15 protein-coding genes are annotated in these 16,575 nt (G+C 64.7%); 7 read left to right on the top strand and 8 right to left on the bottom strand.

Annotated elements, in window-relative coordinates; all coding sequences use genetic code 11:
- The first annotated feature begins 80 nt into the window (after positions 1 to 80).
- On the top strand, positions 81 to 311 hold the full coding sequence (locus AC56LW_RS21790; RefSeq protein ID WP_499637540.1) for a BrnA antitoxin family protein: 231 nt from the start codon (positions 81 to 83) through the stop codon (positions 309 to 311).
- A 96-nt stretch (positions 312 to 407) separates the two neighbouring features.
- On the opposite strand, the gene fmt is transcribed toward AC56LW_RS21790, so the two are convergent.
- Both fmt and def read right to left on the bottom strand, forming a co-directional pair.
- Positions 408 to 1,355 (bottom strand): methionyl-tRNA formyltransferase, encoded by a 948-nt coding sequence (fmt, locus tag AC56LW_RS21785; RefSeq protein WP_499637539.1) that lies wholly within the window; start codon positions 1,353 to 1,355, stop codon positions 408 to 410.
- A complete protein-coding gene (gene def / locus AC56LW_RS21780; RefSeq protein ID WP_183556720.1) occupies positions 1,355 to 1,894 on the bottom strand; it encodes a peptide deformylase in 540 nt (179 codons plus the stop codon). The genes fmt and def overlap by 1 nt, the downstream gene beginning before the upstream one ends.
- A gap of 281 nt (positions 1,895 to 2,175) precedes the next feature.
- Between def and AC56LW_RS21775 the strand changes: the two genes are divergently transcribed.
- The 4 genes from AC56LW_RS21775 to AC56LW_RS21760 all read left to right on the top strand — a co-directional run bounded on the left by AC56LW_RS21775 (position 2,176) and on the right by AC56LW_RS21760 (position 8,021).
- Positions 2,176 to 3,297, top strand: a complete 1,122-nt coding sequence (locus AC56LW_RS21775; RefSeq protein WP_499637537.1) for a LysM peptidoglycan-binding domain-containing protein — start codon at positions 2,176 to 2,178, stop codon at positions 3,295 to 3,297.
- A gap of 7 nt (positions 3,298 to 3,304) precedes the next feature.
- Positions 3,305 to 4,435 (top strand): DNA-processing protein DprA, encoded by a 1,131-nt coding sequence (gene dprA / locus AC56LW_RS21770; protein WP_499637534.1) that lies wholly within the window; start codon positions 3,305 to 3,307, stop codon positions 4,433 to 4,435.
- A 213-nt stretch (positions 4,436 to 4,648) separates the two neighbouring features.
- Positions 4,649 to 5,107, top strand: a complete 459-nt coding sequence (locus AC56LW_RS21765) for a Smg family protein (RefSeq protein WP_183556726.1) — start codon at positions 4,649 to 4,651, stop codon at positions 5,105 to 5,107.
- A gap of 244 nt (positions 5,108 to 5,351) precedes the next feature.
- Positions 5,352 to 8,021: a DNA topoisomerase III gene (locus AC56LW_RS21760; RefSeq protein ID WP_499637531.1), complete on the top strand. Its 2,670-nt coding sequence runs from the start codon at positions 5,352 to 5,354 to the stop codon at positions 8,019 to 8,021.
- 71 nt (positions 8,022 to 8,092) lie between these two features.
- Here AC56LW_RS21760 and AC56LW_RS21755 read toward each other — a convergent pair whose 3' ends face one another.
- Genes AC56LW_RS21755 through AC56LW_RS21745 form a run of 3 tightly spaced genes read right to left on the bottom strand, consistent with a single transcriptional unit; the run spans position 8,093 to position 12,844 of the window.
- A complete protein-coding gene (locus AC56LW_RS21755; protein ID WP_332532557.1) occupies positions 8,093 to 8,299 on the bottom strand; it encodes an addiction module protein in 207 nt (68 codons plus the stop codon).
- 43 nt (positions 8,300 to 8,342) lie between these two features.
- A complete protein-coding gene (locus AC56LW_RS21750) occupies positions 8,343 to 11,948 on the bottom strand; it encodes an ABC transporter permease/M1 family aminopeptidase (protein ID WP_499637528.1) in 3,606 nt (1,201 codons plus the stop codon).
- 2 nt (positions 11,949 to 11,950) lie between these two features.
- Complete coding sequence (locus AC56LW_RS21745; protein ID WP_332532559.1) at positions 11,951 to 12,844, bottom strand: ABC transporter ATP-binding protein; 894 nt, start codon at positions 12,842 to 12,844, stop codon at positions 11,951 to 11,953.
- Positions 12,845 to 13,074: 230 nt separating this feature from the next.
- Between AC56LW_RS21745 and AC56LW_RS21740 the strand changes: the two genes are divergently transcribed.
- The gene (locus AC56LW_RS21740; RefSeq protein WP_499637525.1) at positions 13,075 to 13,506 is read left to right on the top strand and encodes a hypothetical protein; all 432 of its coding nucleotides are present in this window, start codon (positions 13,075 to 13,077) and stop codon (positions 13,504 to 13,506) included.
- A 15-nt stretch (positions 13,507 to 13,521) separates the two neighbouring features.
- Positions 13,522 to 14,166: a 2-polyprenyl-3-methyl-6-methoxy-1,4-benzoquinone monooxygenase gene (coq7, locus tag AC56LW_RS21735; protein WP_499637522.1), complete on the top strand. Its 645-nt coding sequence runs from the start codon at positions 13,522 to 13,524 to the stop codon at positions 14,164 to 14,166.
- Between the two features lie 9 nt (positions 14,167 to 14,175).
- Here coq7 and AC56LW_RS21730 read toward each other — a convergent pair whose 3' ends face one another.
- From AC56LW_RS21730 to AC56LW_RS21720, 3 genes are read right to left on the bottom strand one after another with little or no spacing between them, the layout of a single operon-like run.
- A complete protein-coding gene (locus AC56LW_RS21730) occupies positions 14,176 to 14,598 on the bottom strand; it encodes an OsmC family protein (RefSeq protein WP_332532562.1) in 423 nt (140 codons plus the stop codon).
- Between the two features lie 54 nt (positions 14,599 to 14,652).
- Positions 14,653 to 15,837, bottom strand: coding sequence for an ABC transporter permease (locus AC56LW_RS21725; RefSeq protein WP_499637519.1), 1,185 nt, complete (start codon positions 15,835 to 15,837; stop codon positions 14,653 to 14,655).
- A complete protein-coding gene (locus AC56LW_RS21720; protein ID WP_499637517.1) occupies positions 15,834 to 16,565 on the bottom strand; it encodes an ABC transporter ATP-binding protein in 732 nt (243 codons plus the stop codon). The genes AC56LW_RS21725 and AC56LW_RS21720 overlap by 4 nt, the downstream gene beginning before the upstream one ends.
- Positions 16,566 to 16,575: the final 10 nt, after the last annotated feature.

Below are 16,575 nucleotides of genomic sequence, written 5' to 3'. Positions count from 1 at the left end.
TAACAGCAATCTTTACGTTACACGGTGAGACGACAATGAAGTCAAGCCACCGCGAGTGGCGTGAACAGATGGGATTACGCATGAACAAAGAATACCGACCGGATTGGGATCAGCCAATTGACAGCAGCCCGGACTCAGCAGCATCGTCGAAGCCGCAAGTCGCCAGCAATGGTGTGAAACAGATCGTCACGATCCGTCTGGATGTGGATATGCTCGAATGGTTCAAGACCGCAGGTCCTGGTTATCAGACCCGCATCAACCAGGTTCTGCGTGAACATATGGATGCCCAGCGTAGTTCGCAGGCAGAGTAAGCAGTTGCAAGGCGCCGGCGAGGCGCCTTTTTCACGACGTGAAGACAAAAACGGCAGCCCGCGGGCTGCCTTGTCGTATCCGGAGCGCGTGGCGGCTCAGCTGAACGTCAATCCCGCCAGCGCAAACCCTTTCAGGAATTCCGCCGCCGCCAGGCGCTTGCCGCCCGGTTTTTGCAGCTCGGTCAGGCGCAGCGCGCCCGCGCCGCACGCCACCACGATCCCGCCCGCATCCGCCTGCAGCACCTGGCCCGGCGCGCCGCTGCCATCAACGGCGTCGGCATGCCAGATCTTGACTGCCACGCCATCGACCACGCCGTTCGCACCGGGGAACGGATTGAACGCGCGGATCTTGCGCGCCAGGACGCCTGCCGGCAGCGCGAAATCGAGCTTTGCCTCTTCTTTCGTGATCTTGGCCGCGTAGGTCACGCCGACCTCTGGCTGCGGCGTCGCCACCAGCTGGCCGGCGGCCATCTTGTGCAGCGCCTCGACGATCATGCGTGCGCCCAGCGCCGCCACCTTGTCGTGCAGCGTGCCGGTGGTGTCGGTGGCCTCGATCGGCAAGCCTTCCATCAGCAGCATCGGGCCGGTATCGAGGCCTTCTTCCATTTCCATGATGGTGACGCCGGCGTCAGGGTCGCCCGCCTCAATGGCGCGGTGGATCGGCGCGGCGCCCCGCCAGCGCGGCAGCAGCGAGCCGTGAATATTGATGCAGGGCCGGATGTCCAGCGTGCTGCGCGGCAGGATCAGGCCGTAGGCCGCCACCACCATCACGTCGTAGTCCAGCGCCAGCAGTTGCGCATGGGCCGCGCGTGCCTGTTCGGCGCGCTCGGGATCCTTGCTGTCGGTGCGCAGCGACAGCGGCTGCGCGACCGGCATGCCATGCGCCAGCGCGTATTGCTTGACGCTGGAAGCCTGCAACTGCATCCCGCGCCCGGCAGGGCGGTCGGGCTGGGTCAGTACCAGCGGCACGGTAAAACCGGCTTCGTGAATCGCACGCAGGGCGACGGCGGCAAATTCCGGCGTGCCGGCAAAGACGACCTTCATCAACGACGCGCGCCGCGCTGGGCCGCTTCGCGTGCCAGGCCGCGCTCTTCTTTCTGCAGCTTGGCCTTGATGCGGTTGCGCTTCAAAGGCGACAGGTATTCGACAAACACCTTGCCCTTGAGGTGATCCATCTCGTGCTGGATGCAGACGGCCAGCAGGCCATCGGCGTCGACCGTGAACTCCTTGCCCTCGAGATCGAAGGCGCGCACCTTGACGCGCGATGGCCGCTCGACGCCGTCGTACACGCCCGGCACCGACAGGCAGCCTTCGTCGTACACGGCGCGCTCGTCGCTTGACCAGGTGATTTCGGGATTGATGAACACCATCAGGTCGTCCTGCGCTTCGGTCACGTCGATCGTGACGACTTGCTCGTGCACGTCCACCTGGCTCGCGGCCAGGCCAACGCCGGGCGCGTCATACATGGTGTCGGCCATGTCGGCCACGAGAGTGCGCAGGCGCTCGGTGCCGAATTCGGTCACGGGCGTGGCAATCTTGTGCAGACGTGGGTCGGGATAGCGAAGGATGTCGAGTAGGGCCATGATCAGTTCGGATTTCGAGAGGTGGGTGCGGTTGACGGGGTGCTGGAGCGCAGGCAATTTCAGACAGCAAATGCGCCACACGCCCCGCAGGACAAACGCCGGTTTGTCTTGCTAGTTCAGGCAATTGTGTGCAGAATTTGATTCTATACAGCAACCCTTCCGTGGGCGGGGAGCGGTACGTCGTGATGCTTCTGGCGCCGCGGCCGGGCGGAATTCATGCGCGGCCTGCAATCGTATTCGGATTTACGCTGTCTTAACGCCGGACTTAACGGACGTCTTCAATGAAAAATTTTAGCACAGTCATGGCCCATGCTGCAGCGGTGGCCTTGCTGGCCTGCGCCGCGAGCGGCCCCGCCGTGGCCCAGACGAATGCTGCCACCCCGTCGGCGGCCTGCGCGTTCCGCCCCGACGCCCCCGACAAGCACGTCGTCGTCAAGCGCGACACCCTCTGGGACATTTCCGGCAAATTCTTGCGCAACCCATGGTGCTGGCCGCAGGTCTGGGGCATGAACCGTGATGAAATTCGCAACCCGCACTGGATCTATCCGGGCCAGGTGATCTGGTTCGACCGCGCGCGCGGCCGCCTGTCGTTCAACCGGCCCGGCGAAGACGGCGATGGCCGTGGCCAGCCGCCATTGACGCGCCTGTCGCCGCAGGTGCGCAGCGAAGGCACGGGCCAGGGCGCGGTGCCGTCGATCCCCGCCGGGGCCATCGAGCCGTACCTGACCCAGCCGCTGGTGGTCGAAGCCGACGAGCTGGCCGGCGCGCCGCGCATCGTGGCTTCGCAGGAAGGCCGTTTCTACCTGGGCATGGGCGACCGCGTGTACGTCCACGGCGCGCTCACAAGCGACACGGTGTACCAGGTGTTCCGTCCCGGCACCGTGTTGCGCGATCCGCAGACCGGCAAGGTGATGGCGCATGAAGCGGCCTTCCTTGGCAGCGTCAAGCTCGTTACCCCGGCCGGCCCCGGCGTCGATGCGCACACGTTCCAGGTCGTCGACACCGTGCGCGAAATGGGCGTGGGCGACCTGCTGGTGCCGCAGCCACCCACGCCGGTGCGCAATTATGTGCCGCATGCGCCGCTGCAACCGATCGATGCGCGCGTGATGTCCATTTACGCCGGCGTGACCTACGCCGGCCAGAGCCAGGTCGTCACTGTCAACCGGGGCGCGGTTGACGGACTCGATGTCGGCGCCGTGCTGCAGCTCTATCATGTCGGGAAGACTGTGCCCGACCCGGCGAGCCGGGGTTTCCTCGGCATGGGGCGTGCCCAGTTGAAAATGCCTGACGAGCAAAACGGCAGCCTGTTCATCTTCCGCGTGTTCAAGAACGTCTCGTACGGCTTGATCATGACGGTGACAGCGCCCGTACAAGTCGGCGACGTGGTCAAATCACCGGAGTAATCCCGCCGTGCAGGCCACGGACCCCCGCCCAACGCCGGACCAGCATGCCACCCTGATCGCCGACTGGCTGCGCCTGGAACAGGCGGCCGGGGTAGGGCGCCGCAGCGTGCACGCGCTGCTGGCCGTGTTCGGCACCCCCGGGGCCATCCTGTGCGCGGGCCCCGCAGCCCTTGGCGCCCACGTCACCCCCGCCCAGGCGCGTGCCATCTGCGCCCCCGTCACGCCTGCGCTGGCGGCGCTCATCGACGCCACGCTGGCCTGGCTGGCCGGGCCTGATCACCATCTCGTCACGTTCGACGATCCACGCTATCCGCCGGCGCTGGCCGAGATTCCCGATCCACCGCTGCTGTTATATGTCAGTGGCCGCGTGGCGTTGCTCGCGCAACCGCTCGTTGCGGTCGTGGGCAGCCGCAATGCCAGCGTGCAGGGCAGGGTGGATGCCGAGTCGTTTGCCGCCGCGTTGTCCCGTGCCGGTCTGTGCGTGGTGTCGGGGCTGGCGCTGGGGATCGACACGGCGGCGCACGAAGGCGCACTGCGCGGAACCGGCTCGACGATCGCCGTCGTCGGCACGGGCCTGGACCGCGTCTATCCGGCGCGCAACCGGGCGCTGGCGCACCGGATCGCCGCGCAAGGCTGCATCGTCAGCGAATATCCGTTGGGCACGCCGCCGCTGGCCGCCAACTTCCCGCGCCGCAACCGCATCATTAGCGGTCTGGCAGCGGGCGTGCTGGTGATCGAGGCAGCGGCGCAGTCCGGCTCGCTGATCACGGCGCAACTGGCGGCCGAGCAGGGCCGCGAAGTGTTCGCGCTGCCCGGTTCCATCCATTCGGCGCTGACCAAGGGCTGCCACCGCCTGATTCGCGAAGGCGCGCAACTGGTCGAAACGGTGGACGATGTGTTGATGGCCATGCGCATGTCGCCGCTGGCAGGGTTGCCGCAGGTCGACGCTGCCGCGCCTGGGTCGGAGGACGACGCTCTCCTGCTTGACGCCCTGGGCCACGAACCGGTCGCGCTCGACGAACTGCTGGCCCGCCTGGCAATCGATCCCGGCGCGCTCAGCGCGCGCCTGCTCGAGCTGGAACTGGCCGGCCTCGTGGCCCGTTTGCCGGGTGGCCGTATGCAGCGCATCTGGCACTGACAACGCCGTGGCAGGGGGTATTTATGACCGACAATGACACCGGGGTCGTGCTTCCCGATCCGTATTATGCGAATGGTATGTGCTTGTTTTTAATCATTATTAATAAGCTGGCTTATTGAACAAGGCTTGGATACAACGGTTTTTCCGTAGCGCGGCGTGGCTGGCGTGCTCCACTTGTACCTCACGAAGTTTAGCTGCTACAGTAGCGTCACTATGTTCGACATCCTGGTCTATCTCTACGAGACGTACTACCGTCCCGACGCCTGCCCCGAGCCGGCAGCCCTGGCGCGCAAGCTCTCCGCCGTTGGTTTCGATGACATCGAAATCACGGAGGCGCTCGACTGGCTGGGCGGATTGACCGACGCGCCGCTGCCTGAAACGATCGATGCATCCACGGGCACCCGTTACTACGTCGACGAAGAATATATCGAGCTTGGCAGCGCAGCGATCGGCTTTATTGCCTTCCTCGAAAGCGCCAAGGTTCTTGGCCCGATCCAGCGCGAAATCGTCATCGAGCGTGCGCTGGCCTGCGACGAATCGCCCATTGCATTGAGCAAACTCAAGATCATCGTGTTGATGGTGTTGTGGAGTCAGGGCAAGGAGCCGGATGCGCTGATGTTCGACGATCTGTTCAGCGACGACGACGAGCAGGAGCCGCGGTTATTGCATTGAAGTTGATGCAATAATGGTAACGACTGAACGGGGCTGCGCGCCCCGTTTTGTATTTCTGGCCTGCCTGCCATGATGCACCAGCGTGGGGCGGCCCCTTGCCGGATGCGCGGGAACCCGCTTATCATTGGCCGCTTCATTCAGGACGTTACCAAACTGGCATGATGGCCAGAATTTCACCGGTGCTGGCCCGAGCATGTATGATGCGCAAGCCCCACACTATATAGACAGTACGACGAGAAACACTATGACCAAATCCCTCATCATCGCCGAGAAGCCGTCGGTCGCGAACGACATCGCCAAGACGCTGGGCGGCTTCACCAAGCACGATGAGTACTTCGAATCGGACGAATTCGTGCTCTCGTCGGCTGTTGGCCACCTGCTCGAAATCGCCGTGCCCGAAGAGCACGACGTCAAGCGCGGCAAGTGGAGCTTCACGCACCTGCCGATGATCCCGCCGTACTTCGCGCTCAATCCGATCGCCAAGACCGAATCGCGCCTGAAGGTGCTGAATCGTTTGATCAAGCGCAAGGATGTGACGACCCTGATCAACGCATGCGATGCCGGGCGTGAGGGTGAACTGATCTTCCGCCTGATCGCGCAGAACGCGAAGGCCAAGCAACCGGTCAAGCGCCTGTGGCTGCAGTCGATGACGGCCGGCGCGATCCGCGACGGCTTCGCCAATCTGCGCAGCGACGAAGAAATGCTGCCGCTGGCCGATGCCGCGCGCTGCCGCTCCGAAGCCGACTGGTTGATCGGTATCAATGGTACGCGCGCCATGACGGCGTTCAACTCGAAAGAGGGTGGCTTCTACCTGACCACCGTCGGCCGCGTCCAGACGCCGACGCTGTCGATCGTCGTCGAGCGCGAAGAAAAGATCAAGAAATTCGTCCCGCGCGACTACTGGGAAGTGCGCGCCGAGTTCGTGTGCGCCGCCGGTATCTACGAAGGCCGCTGGCTCGACCAGAAGTTCAAGAAGGACGAGAACGATCCTGAAAAACGCGCCGAGCGCCTGTGGAGCAAGACCGCGGCCGACTCGATCGCCGCCGCCTGCCGCGGCAAGCAGGGCGCCGTCACCGAAGAGTCCAAACCGACCACGTCGATGGCGCCGGCGCTGTTCGACCTGACGAGCTTGCAGCGTGAAGCCAACGGCCGCTTCGGTTTCTCGGCCAAGAACACGCTGGGCCTGGCCCAGGCGCTGTACGAAAAGCACAAGGTGCTGACCTACCCGCGTACCGATTCGCGTCACTTGCCAGAAGACTATATCGCTACGGTCAAGGAAACGCTCGTCGCGCTGGCCGAGACCAATAACTATAACCAGTTCGCCAAGCAAGTGACTAAGGGCGGCTGGGTCAAGCCGAACAAGCGCATTTTCGACAACACCAAGATTTCGGATCACTTCGCGATCATCCCGACCGGCATCGTCCCAAAGAACCTGTCCGAGCCGGAACAGAAACTGTACGACCTGGTCACGCGCCGCTTCCTGGCCGTGTTCTTCCCGGCGGCCGAATTCCTGGTCACGACGCGCTTTACCGAAGTCTCCGGTCACCAGTTCAAGACCGAAGGCAAGGTCATGACCAATCCCGGCTGGCTGGCCGTGTACGGCAAGGACCTGGGCGACGACAAGGATGGCGCCAACCTGGTGCCGGTGGCCAAGGGCGAGAAAGTCCTGACCGAAAAAATCACGGCCAATGGCCTGGTCACCAAACCACCGGCACGCTACAACGAAGCGACGCTGCTGTCGGCCATGGAAGGCGCCGGCAAGCTGATCGACTCGGATGAGCTGCGCGACGCGATGGCCGGCAAGGGCCTGGGCACGCCGGCAACGCGCGCCGCCATCATCGAGGGTCTGCTGACCGAGAAATACCTGCTGCGCGAAGGCCGCGAGCTGATGCCGACCGCCAAAGCATCGCAGCTGATGACCTTGCTGCGCGGCCTGGGTGTGAATGAACTGACAGCACCCGAGCTGACCGGCGAATGGGAATTCAAGCTGTCACAAATGGAAAAGGGCAAGATCTCGCGCGAAGAATTCATGCGCGAAATCGCCCAGATGACCCAGATCATCGTCAAGCGCGCCAAGGAATACAGCAATGACACGATCCCGGGCGACTACGCGACGCTGACCACCCCGTGCCCGAATTGCGCGAGCGTGGTCAAGGAAAACTACCGCCGCTTCGCGTGCACCAAATGCGATTTCTCGATGAGCAAGACGCCGGGGAGCCGCCAGTTCGAGATCAGCGAAGTCGAAGAGCTGCTTGAAAAACGCACGATTGGCCCGCTCCAAGGCTTCCGCTCGAAAATGGGCCGCCCGTTTGCCGCCATCCTGCGCATCGTGCGCGACGAAGAGATCAAGAACTTCAAGCTCGAGTTCGATTTTGGCCAGGACGATGAAGGCGCCGATGGCGAAGGCGTGGACTTTACTGGCCAGACGCCGGTCGGCCCGTGCCCGAAGTGCACCGGTGGCGTGTTCGAAATGCCATTGGCCTATGTGTGCGAACACAGCGTGGCCAAGCCAAAGACGTGCGACTTCCGCAGCGGCCGCATCATCCTGCAGCAAGAGATTTTGCCTGAACAGATGAGCAAGCTGCTCAACGAAGGCAAGACCGACCTGCTGCCGGGCTTCGTGTCGCAGCGCACGCGGCGCGCGTTCAAGGCGTTCCTGGTGCGTGGCAAGGACAACAAGATCAGCTTCGAATTCGAAGAGCGCAAGGCCAAGCCGGGCGCCAAGGTCAAGGCGGGCGCTGCCGATGGCGCCGCAGATGCCGAGGCAACCGTCGACGGCGCAGCAGCACCGGTGAAGGCAGCGCGCAAAGCGGCCGCCAAGCCAGCGGCCAAGAAGGCACCTGCGGCCAAAAAGGCAGTGGCCAAGAAGCCGGCGGCCAAGAAAGCGCCTGCCAAGAAGGCGGCGGCGAAATAAACCAGCGCCCACCGGCGTAAAAAAACCGCGGCATGCCGCGGTTTTTTGTTTTTCAGACGAACCGAACGCTGTCAGTCCTGCCATTCCTTCAGTGCGCGAATGGCTGCTTCGCCGTTGTGAATGGCTTGCACGCGCCGCACGACTTCATTGCGCCACGCTTCATCGGCGTCCTGATCGGGACCGTCGATATCCTGCAGCAGCATGTGTAGCACTTGCTGTTTCTCTGTTGCGTTCAGCATCTGGATTTTTTCGGTAATCTCCGTGACCAGGTTTGACATGACGCTTCCTCCCCCATATTTTGATTTGATCATAGCGCGAGAACTACGGCTTGTCGACTGCAAGCATATTGTCACGCGGTTTTCGATCGATCAGCTTGTTATCGGGATCGATGCCGGCGCGCGCCGGCATGCCATTGACCACCAGCGTAATCTGCTGTTCGGCCCGGCTGACGAGGCGCCGTTCGCGCACCAGGGGATTGCCGTCGCTGTCGTCCACGCCGAATTCGATGAAGTCGTGTAGCGGCATCGGCTGCTCTTCGCCCTGGTCGGTAGCGCGCATCTTGCCGGCGCTGGCATGGATCGTCACGTCGTACCTGCCATCGGCGCGCCGGTGCGCCGTGGCGCTGTCGGCCCGGTTCTCGTACAGCACGATCGATTCGAACAGGTCGTCGATCAGGTAGGCCTTCGCCGGCGGCGTCACGGCGCGCAGGCCGTCGATCAGGCTTGACGCGGTCGGGTAGGGCGGGCCCTGGTAGCCGTGCTGCGCCAACAGCCCGCGCAGCACGCCGTTGACGACATCCTCGCCCAGCATGTCCTGCATCAGGTACAGCGCCAGCGCGCCTTTCTGATACTGGATGTAAGGCTGCTGCTCGTTGAGCGCCAGCGGCGCTTCCTTGCGCTGCTCGTTCGCGCGGCCCCTCAGGTAGCCGTCGAGGTCATAGCGCAGGAAGCGCCGCATCTTGCCCGCGCCGTAAGCGCGCTGCATGACCATGAGCGCCATGTACTCGGACACCCCTTCGCTGAGCACCGTGCTGCCGCGCGTATTGGCGCCGATGAGCTGGTGCCCCCACCACTGGTGCGCCGTCTCGTGCGCGCTGATGTAGAACGGGTAGTCGAGGTCTTTTGGTGAACCGGGATCGATGCGCGCAATGAAGCCGGCGCTTTCCGAGAACGGGATCACGCCCGGGTAGGCAACGGCGCCATCACTGTAACGGGGGAACTCGACGATGCGCAGTTCGCGCAGCGGATAGCGCCCGAAGTTGCGCGCGCCATAGTCGAGGCCCGCCTGGGCGCCGCGCACCATGCGTTCCACGTTCGCTTCGTGGCCCGGGTGGTAATACACGTCGATCGTCACGTCCTGCCAGCGTTCGTGGCGCACTTCGTAGCGCGCCGACTGGAAGGCATAGCTGTTGAGCATCGGGCGGTCCATCTTGTAGCGGAAGTAGCGCCGCCCGTCCTGGCTCCATTCGCGCACCAGCGTGCCTGGCGCCACCGCGATCTGGTCGGCGCTCGTGCTGACGGTGGTCTCGAAGTCGATCCAGTCGGCGTCCACGCCCAGCAGGTGGTTGGCACGCGCCGCCGGATCGTCGCGCGCAGCCATGCGCGCGCGCGGGGCCAGGCCGTGGCGGCGACGATCGCGTTCGTCGCGCAGTTCCACCGCCGGCTGGTAGCCGATGCGCGGCATGACGTCATCCGTAAAGAACGTGCCGTTGCCCACCACCGGCGTCTCGCTGCCCAGGCCAAGCAGGCCGCGCGGCGCGTAGTCGACGGTGAAGTCCAGCCCCATGCGCGCGCCCGGCGCCATCGGCGTGGCCAGGCGATAGCGATAGAAACCCCGTTCCGGGTCGCTCGCTGCCAGCGTTGCCGGCTGCGTGAACGTCACGTTCAGGCGCGCGCCGCGCTGCTGGTACAGCACCACGTCCGACAACGGGCGGCTGGTGCGGTTTTCGAGCTGATAACTGCCCTTGACCTGCAGCGCGCGCGCGGCGGGATGGATGGCCGTGTCGAGTTTGACGGCGGTGATGCGTGGCTGCGGCAGGAACGCGGTGCGGTGGTAGCGCTGTTCGTAGTCGGCGCGCAGCTGTTCGGCCTGGTGCGCGCTCAGGTAGCCGCCCTGCGCCATTTCCCATGCGAGGAAGGCGCCGCTGCCCGCGAACACGACGGCGCCGGTGCCGATCGTGGCCAGCACCGGGAGGCTCAGGCTGCGGCGCGCCAGGTGCAGGCGCTCGCGCCAGCCGCTATCGACGCCGCGCGGCCACAGCGCGCGCGCCGCGCCCAACAGCATCAGCGCCGCGCCGCCCCAGTACAGCAGGTAGAAGCGTTCGCGCAGCAGGTAGTGGCCAAAGCCGTTCATCGCCGAATAGGTCAGGTCGGGCCAGACCGCGTACAGCACCAGCGGATGATCCAGGCCCGCGCCATTGAAGGCGAGCGCCGCCAGCACCCAGCCGATCATGACGAAGTTGGCCAGGTATTTGTGGTTGACGATGACTTGCACGGCGATCGCCAGCACCGCGAGCAGCGCGAAGTGCGGCAGCATGACCGAGAACAGCGCCTGCAGGTACAGGCCCGGTTCGAGCTGGAAGTACCCCTTGAAGAGCTGGATCAGCATGGCCGTGGCCATGGCGACGAGCAGCAGGCAGGCTTGCAGCCCGATCAGCGCCAGCGTCTTGCTGGCCAGCGGCAGCCAGCTTGGCACCGGCAGCGCATCGAGAATCTGGCTGGTGCGCATCTCGCGCTCGCGCCAGACCAGTTCACCGGCATAGAAGATGGTCGTGATGATCACGAACAGGCCGGTCACACCGCGGATCAGTTCCAGCATCATGTACGTGACGGGATAGGTCGGCGTGCCATACACCGCGCCCAGGTCGAGCGCGCTGGCGATCAGTGCGAGCACGCCGGCCGTGGCCAGCGCCACGAAGTATGCGTTGCGGGTCGATTCGCGCAGTTCGCCCCAGCCCGATTTGACGAGCAGCACGGCCAGGCTGCGGGCCGCGAAGTCGGGCGGCGTGCTGGTGTCGCGCGCCGCGCGCGACAACGGCGGGGTAAGCCCGGAGGGCAGTCCGGACGGCAGTTCGGGCGCCAGCTTGCGGCGCGCGCGCGTCTGGCCTTCGGTCTCGCCGACGGCCTGGAAGCGCCAGTAGCCAAGCAGCAGCACCAGCAGCGAGAAGCCGGCCCAGATCACGCGGTTGACCAGGTACACATCGGTCAATGCAATCAGGCGCACGTTGCGCTCGGCCAGCGGCCAGTATTCGGTCAGGCGGATCAGGGCCGTGGTGCCGAACGGGTCGATCAGCGCGGCCAGCGTCTTGAAATCGAGGTCGCGCGCCAGCGACGGCGCGACCGTGTACCCGAGCGTCATGATGACGCTGGCCACGTACACCGGCAGCATGCGCCGCGTGAGGGCGGCCAGCACGAAGAAGATCGCACCAAAGATGAACAGGTTGGGCAGGAGCGTGAACAGATACGGCGTGAGCCAGGCGGCCAGCGGCGCGCCGCCGAGGCGATCGGGCGCGATCCCTGGCAGCATGGTGCCGAACCACAGGCCCAGCACGATGCCGGCGAAGATCACGGCCAGCGTGGCATACGCGCCCAGGAAGCGACCGAACACGTAGTCGGCCTTGCGCAGCGGCGCGCTGAAAAAGAAGTGGTGCATCTCGTGCTCGAAATCCTGCTGCACCGCGCGGCCCATGACGGCTGCGGCAACAATGACCCCGAGGCTGCCGAGCATTGCGGTGGCCAGCGCGATCTGGCGTGGCCCATCGATCGCGATGCGGGCGCCGAACGTGATCGACAGCTCGCGAAACGCGCCGCCCGACGCCACCATCCACAGCATCCCGAGCGCCAGGAAGCCGCCAAAATACACCCAGGTCGACAGCAGCCGCAGGCGCTGCCTGGCCTCGAAACGGGCAATGACGAGCAGCGCGCGCACGGTCAGCAATCCCCGGCGGCGGGATTGTGACGGCCGGCGATGGTGGCGAAGTACACGTCGTCCAGGCTCGCGCGGGCCGGCTCGAAGCCGTCGCCCGGATCGTCCTCGGCATACACGTGGATCAGCGTGCGGCCACTGAGCAGGCGGCTTGAGATCACGCTGTGGCGCGCCTGGAACGCCGGCAGTTCGGCCTTGGTGACGAAACGCGCCCAGATGAAGTCTTCGATGCCGTAGATGAGTTCTTGCGGCTCGCCGCACAGCAGCACCTGGCCCTTGTTGATGATCGCCATATTGGCGCACAGGTCGGCCACGTCGGACACGATGTGGGTCGAGAGCAGCACGGTGCGCTCTTCGCCGATGTCCGACAGCAGATTGTGAAAGCGCACGCGCTCCTGCGGATCCAGGCCCGCCGTGGGTTCGTCGACGATGATCAGGCGCGGGTCGCCCAGCAGGGCCTGGGCAATGCCGAAGCGCTGGCGCATGCCGCCCGAGAAGGTGCCCAGGCGCTGCGCGCGCACGTCCCACAGATTGGTCTGTTGCAGCAGGCCGTCGACGACCTCGCGCCGGCGTGCCCGGTGCGACAGGCCCTTGAGCTGCGCGAAATGGTCGAGCAGGTCGTACGCCGTGACCTTCGGATAGACGCCGAAGTCCTGCGGCAGGTAGCCGAGCATGCGGCGCACCGCGTCTTTTTCGTCCAGCACATCGATATCGTCAAGGAACACCGAGCCGGCGTCGCATTCCTGCAGCGTGGCCAGGATCCGCATCAGTGTCGATTTGCCCGCGCCGTTCGGGCCGAGCAGCCCGAACATCCCGGCCGGGATATTCAGCGTGACACGGTCGAGCGCGACCACGCCGTTGGCGTAGGTCTTTGACAAATTGCGGATCTTTAATTGCATGACAACTCCTGGCTGCAGTGATGTATTTACATCGCAGCTACTCTTTTTTCACACTGGCATTGTATTCAATCGTCACGGCGAGGGCAGGCACGGTGCGATACACGGGCCAAAGCGGGCCACAGGCTGCATTATCCGGTGACAGGGTGCATGCCGGGTTTCTTTCTATAAATTTGTTGTCCTGCGCAACGGGTGTGCGGCCCGCGCCCGCCCAAATTATGGATAATGGCAACATGGATGCCGCCACCCAAGACAAACTGCTAATCCTGATGCGCGAAGGGCGCAGCCGGGCCGAATCGACCGACTGGTTCCGCGTCGGCCTGGGCCTGGTGTATCTGGCCGGCCTGATGACGAAGGACGAAATCGACTTCAGGACGGTCGACCGCGAATTCAACCGCTTCATCTACCACACGCTGGGCAACGGCCACACGATCACCAGCGTGCTGCAGTTCATGAGCGGCGAGAAGGTCATGCCCACCGTGGAGTCGGCGCGTTTTCTGGACGCGTTTTCGCGCCACCGTCCCGGCGTGCCGATCGTGTCGGTGCCATACCTGCTCGAACTGAACCTGGGCGTGGCCAAGAACATCTCGGGCATCGAACCCGAAGGCCCGCTGGTCGAGTGGATCGCGAGAACTAAGGCATATAATGAAGGCCTCAGCGACTAGATTACCGAGCCAGCCATGACCGCGAATCGTTTCATCAGCCCCCTGGACCACCTGATTGTCGGCGTCGACAAGGCCTTGCGCGTCGTCGGCGGCGTGACCGCCATGTCGCGCCCGAACCCGGCCACGCACGCCATGGACAGCGAGCTGTCCGATACCGATCGCCGTCACAGCGCGGGCCTGATGCGCGTGAACCATGTCGGCGAAGTGTGCGCCCAGGCTCTGTACGATGCGCAGGCCAGTTTCGCCCACACGCCGCAACTGCGCGCGCAGTTCGAAGAAGCCGGCCAGGAAGAAGAAGACCACCTGGCCTGGTGCGCGCAGCGCCTGGACGAACTGGGTTCGCAGCCAAGCGTACTCAATCCGCTGTGGTATGCGGGCGCCTATGTGATGGGCGCGGTGGCGGCCCGGATCGGCGATCCGGTCAGCCTGGGCTTCGTGGTGGAGACCGAACGCCAGGTCGAGGCGCACCTGAACAGCCACCTCGAACTGCTGCCGCAGCAGGACGCCAAATCGCGCGCGATCGTCGACCAGATGCGCATCGATGAAATCGCGCACGCCGACGCGGCCCAAAGCATGGGCGCAGCCCCGTTGCCGATGCCGGTCAAGATGGCGATGCGGGCGATGGCCAAGGTCATGACCACCGCCGCCTACCGCATCTGAGGCCCCGTCTTAACTTTCGACGATCTCGATCGAGTGCGTGATCTCGGCGGTCTTGGCCAGCATGGCCGACGCCGAGCAGTACTTGTCATGCGATAGCTGCACCGCGCGTTCGACGGCCGCCGGCTTCAGGTTGCGGCCCGTGACCACGAAGTGGAAGTTGATCTTGGTGAAGACCTTCGGATCCACCTCGGCACGCTCGGCCTGCAGCGTCACGTCGCATCCGCGCACGTCTTCGCGCCCGCGCTTGAGGATCAGCACCACGTCATACGCGGCGCAGCCGCCGGTGCCGATCAACACCATCTCCATCGGTCGCGGCGCCAGATTGTGGCCGCCGCCTTCCGGTGCACCGTCCATCGCCACCATGTGGCCGCTGCCCGTCTGGGCCCGGAAGCTCATGCCCGACGGGCCGTTCCAGCTGACTTTTACATCCATGTTCTGCTCCGCTGTGCTGTGTTCTTGAAAAGGGGCTTCGATTGTACGGCGGGATTACACACCCAGCACGTATTTCTCGCTCTTCATGCGCCAGCTCGCGAACGCCACCACCAGCAGCGCCGGGATCAGCGCGCACAGGAATGTCAGCACGAAGGGCAGCGGGCCAATGTCGCCCGTCTTGGCCAGTTCCTTGACCAGCGTCTGGTTCGACAGCATCGGCACCAGGTACATCCAGGTCGCGGTCTTGAGTTCCATGAACGAGACCACGAAGCCCGGAATCACGGGCAGGATGGTCACGAAGCTGACCGTGGTCTGGGCTTCCTTGAAGGTCTTCGCGTTCATCGCCAGGCCGATGAACAGGGCGCTCGAGAGCAGCGACAGCGGCACCGTGACCAGGCACACGAGCATCAGCTCACCCCAGCCCAGGTTCCACGACATGCCGATTTCCTCAAGTGGCAGCCAGCGCAGGATCGCGTGGGCGACGCACAGGATCAGCGTCACGCCCAGCAGCGACGGCACGCTCGCGGCCAGCCATTTGCCGACCACCAGTTCCCAGCTGCGGGCCGGCTGCGCCATCAGCACTTCGAGCGAGCGCCGTTCGCGTTCGCCCGCCGTGCTGTCGACGGCCGCCGACAGGTTCAGGAAAAACGCCGGCAAAAACAGGATGCCGATGATGCCCCCGATGACCATTGCCGAGCGCGAGGCATTGGTGCCGGTGTCATGGCGCTGCAGTTCGATGGGCGAGAGCGTGGCGGGCGAGACGCCGTGCGCGAGCAGGCGCGCGCTGGCGATATTGCTGCTGTAGGCCTGCAGGATATCTTCGACGTCGCGCCGCTGCGGGCCGCTTTCGGTGGACGAATCGAACCACAGCTCCAGGCGCGCCGGGCGCATGGCCTGGTAGTTGGCGATGTAGTCGTCCGTCACGCGCAGCACGGCGACGGTTTTTTTTGCGCGCAGCAGGTCGCCGATGGCGTCCTCATTCATCGGCGCGGCCTCGGTGACGGTCACGCTGCGCTCGCGCAGCTGGGCCATCAGGGTCGGCGCTTTGGCGCCGCCGATGACGACCATCTCGATGCCTTCACGCTCGGTGCGCGTGTTCCGTTCGATCATCTGGTTCAGCAGCAGGCCGATGATGGCCGGGTACATCAGCGAGGCGGCCAGCAGGAACGCCAGCGTGCGGCGCTCGCGCAGCATCTCGCGCAGCTCTTTCAAAAACACGATCCGGATCTTGGACTTCATGCGATACCTTCTTCGGTGCCGACCAGGCTGACAAAGGCGTCTTCCAGGTTGGTGATGCCGGTGCGCCGGCACAGTTCTTCGGGCGCGCCCTGGGCCACGGTATGGCCCTTGGCGATGACGATGACGTCGTCGCACAGGTGCGTCACTTCCTGCATCACGTGGGTGGCCATGATCACGCAGCTGCCGTCCTCGCGCAGCGCGTTCAGGGCCGTGCGCAGCGCGCGCGTGCTCATCACGTCCAGGCCGCGGCTCGGTTCATCGAGCAGCAGGTGGCGCGGGCGGTGCAGCAGCGTGCGCGCCAGCGCGACCTTGATGCGCTGGCCCTGCGAGAAGCCCTTGGCCCGGCGATCCAGGATGTCTTCCATGCCCAGCAGCTCGGCCACTTCGCCGATGCGCGTGCGCAGCGCCGCAGCGTCCATGTCATTGAGCTCGCCGAAATAGTGCAGGTATTCGCGGGTGGTCAGGCGCTCGTACAGCCCGAACTGGTCGGTGAGAAAGCCGATATTGCGGCGCACCGCCATCGGGTCCAGTTCGGGGTCGACGCCGCCGATCAGGATGCTGCCGTGGTCGCGCTTGAGCAGGCCGACGAGCGTGCGCAGCAGGGTGGTCTTGCCGGCGCCGTTGGGGCCGAGCAGCGCGGTGATCTGGCCATCGCGCGCGGTAAAGGAAACGCCGCCCAGCGCCTGGACGGCGCCGAAGGCCTTGCGTACATCGTGAACTTCGATCATGGCGTGTCCG

Source organism: Telluria sp. LT2P80, assembly GCF_059685955.1.
This window is presented reverse-complemented; position numbering and strand designations above follow the sequence as displayed.

What these genes read in the sequence shown, in the direction of transcription:
- AC56LW_RS21765 (WP_183556726.1), top strand. Translation starts at nt 4,649, where the DNA reads ATGTTCGACATCCTGGTCTATCTCTACGAGACGTACTACCGTCCCGAC.
- AC56LW_RS21790 (WP_499637540.1), top strand. Translation starts at nt 81, where the DNA reads ATGAACAAAGAATACCGACCGGATTGGGATCAGCCAATTGACAGCAGC.
- AC56LW_RS21730 (WP_332532562.1), bottom strand. Translation starts at nt 14,598, where the DNA reads ATGGATGTAAAAGTCAGCTGGAACGGCCCGTCGGGCATGAGCTTCCGG.
- fmt (WP_499637539.1), bottom strand. Translation starts at nt 1,355, where the DNA reads ATGAAGGTCGTCTTTGCCGGCACGCCGGAATTTGCCGCCGTCGCCCTG.
- AC56LW_RS21740 (WP_499637525.1), top strand. Translation starts at nt 13,075, where the DNA reads ATGGATGCCGCCACCCAAGACAAACTGCTAATCCTGATGCGCGAAGGG.
- AC56LW_RS21755 (WP_332532557.1), bottom strand. Translation starts at nt 8,299, where the DNA reads ATGTCAAACCTGGTCACGGAGATTACCGAAAAAATCCAGATGCTGAAC.
- coq7 (WP_499637522.1), top strand. Translation starts at nt 13,522, where the DNA reads ATGACCGCGAATCGTTTCATCAGCCCCCTGGACCACCTGATTGTCGGC.
- AC56LW_RS21745 (WP_332532559.1), bottom strand. Translation starts at nt 12,844, where the DNA reads ATGCAATTAAAGATCCGCAATTTGTCAAAGACCTACGCCAACGGCGTG.
- AC56LW_RS21720 (WP_499637517.1), bottom strand. Translation starts at nt 16,565, where the DNA reads ATGATCGAAGTTCACGATGTACGCAAGGCCTTCGGCGCCGTCCAGGCG.
- AC56LW_RS21725 (WP_499637519.1), bottom strand. Translation starts at nt 15,837, where the DNA reads ATGAAGTCCAAGATCCGGATCGTGTTTTTGAAAGAGCTGCGCGAGATG.
- AC56LW_RS21775 (WP_499637537.1), top strand. Translation starts at nt 2,176, where the DNA reads ATGAAAAATTTTAGCACAGTCATGGCCCATGCTGCAGCGGTGGCCTTG.
- AC56LW_RS21760 (WP_499637531.1), top strand. Translation starts at nt 5,352, where the DNA reads ATGACCAAATCCCTCATCATCGCCGAGAAGCCGTCGGTCGCGAACGAC.
- def (WP_183556720.1), bottom strand. Translation starts at nt 1,894, where the DNA reads ATGGCCCTACTCGACATCCTTCGCTATCCCGACCCACGTCTGCACAAG.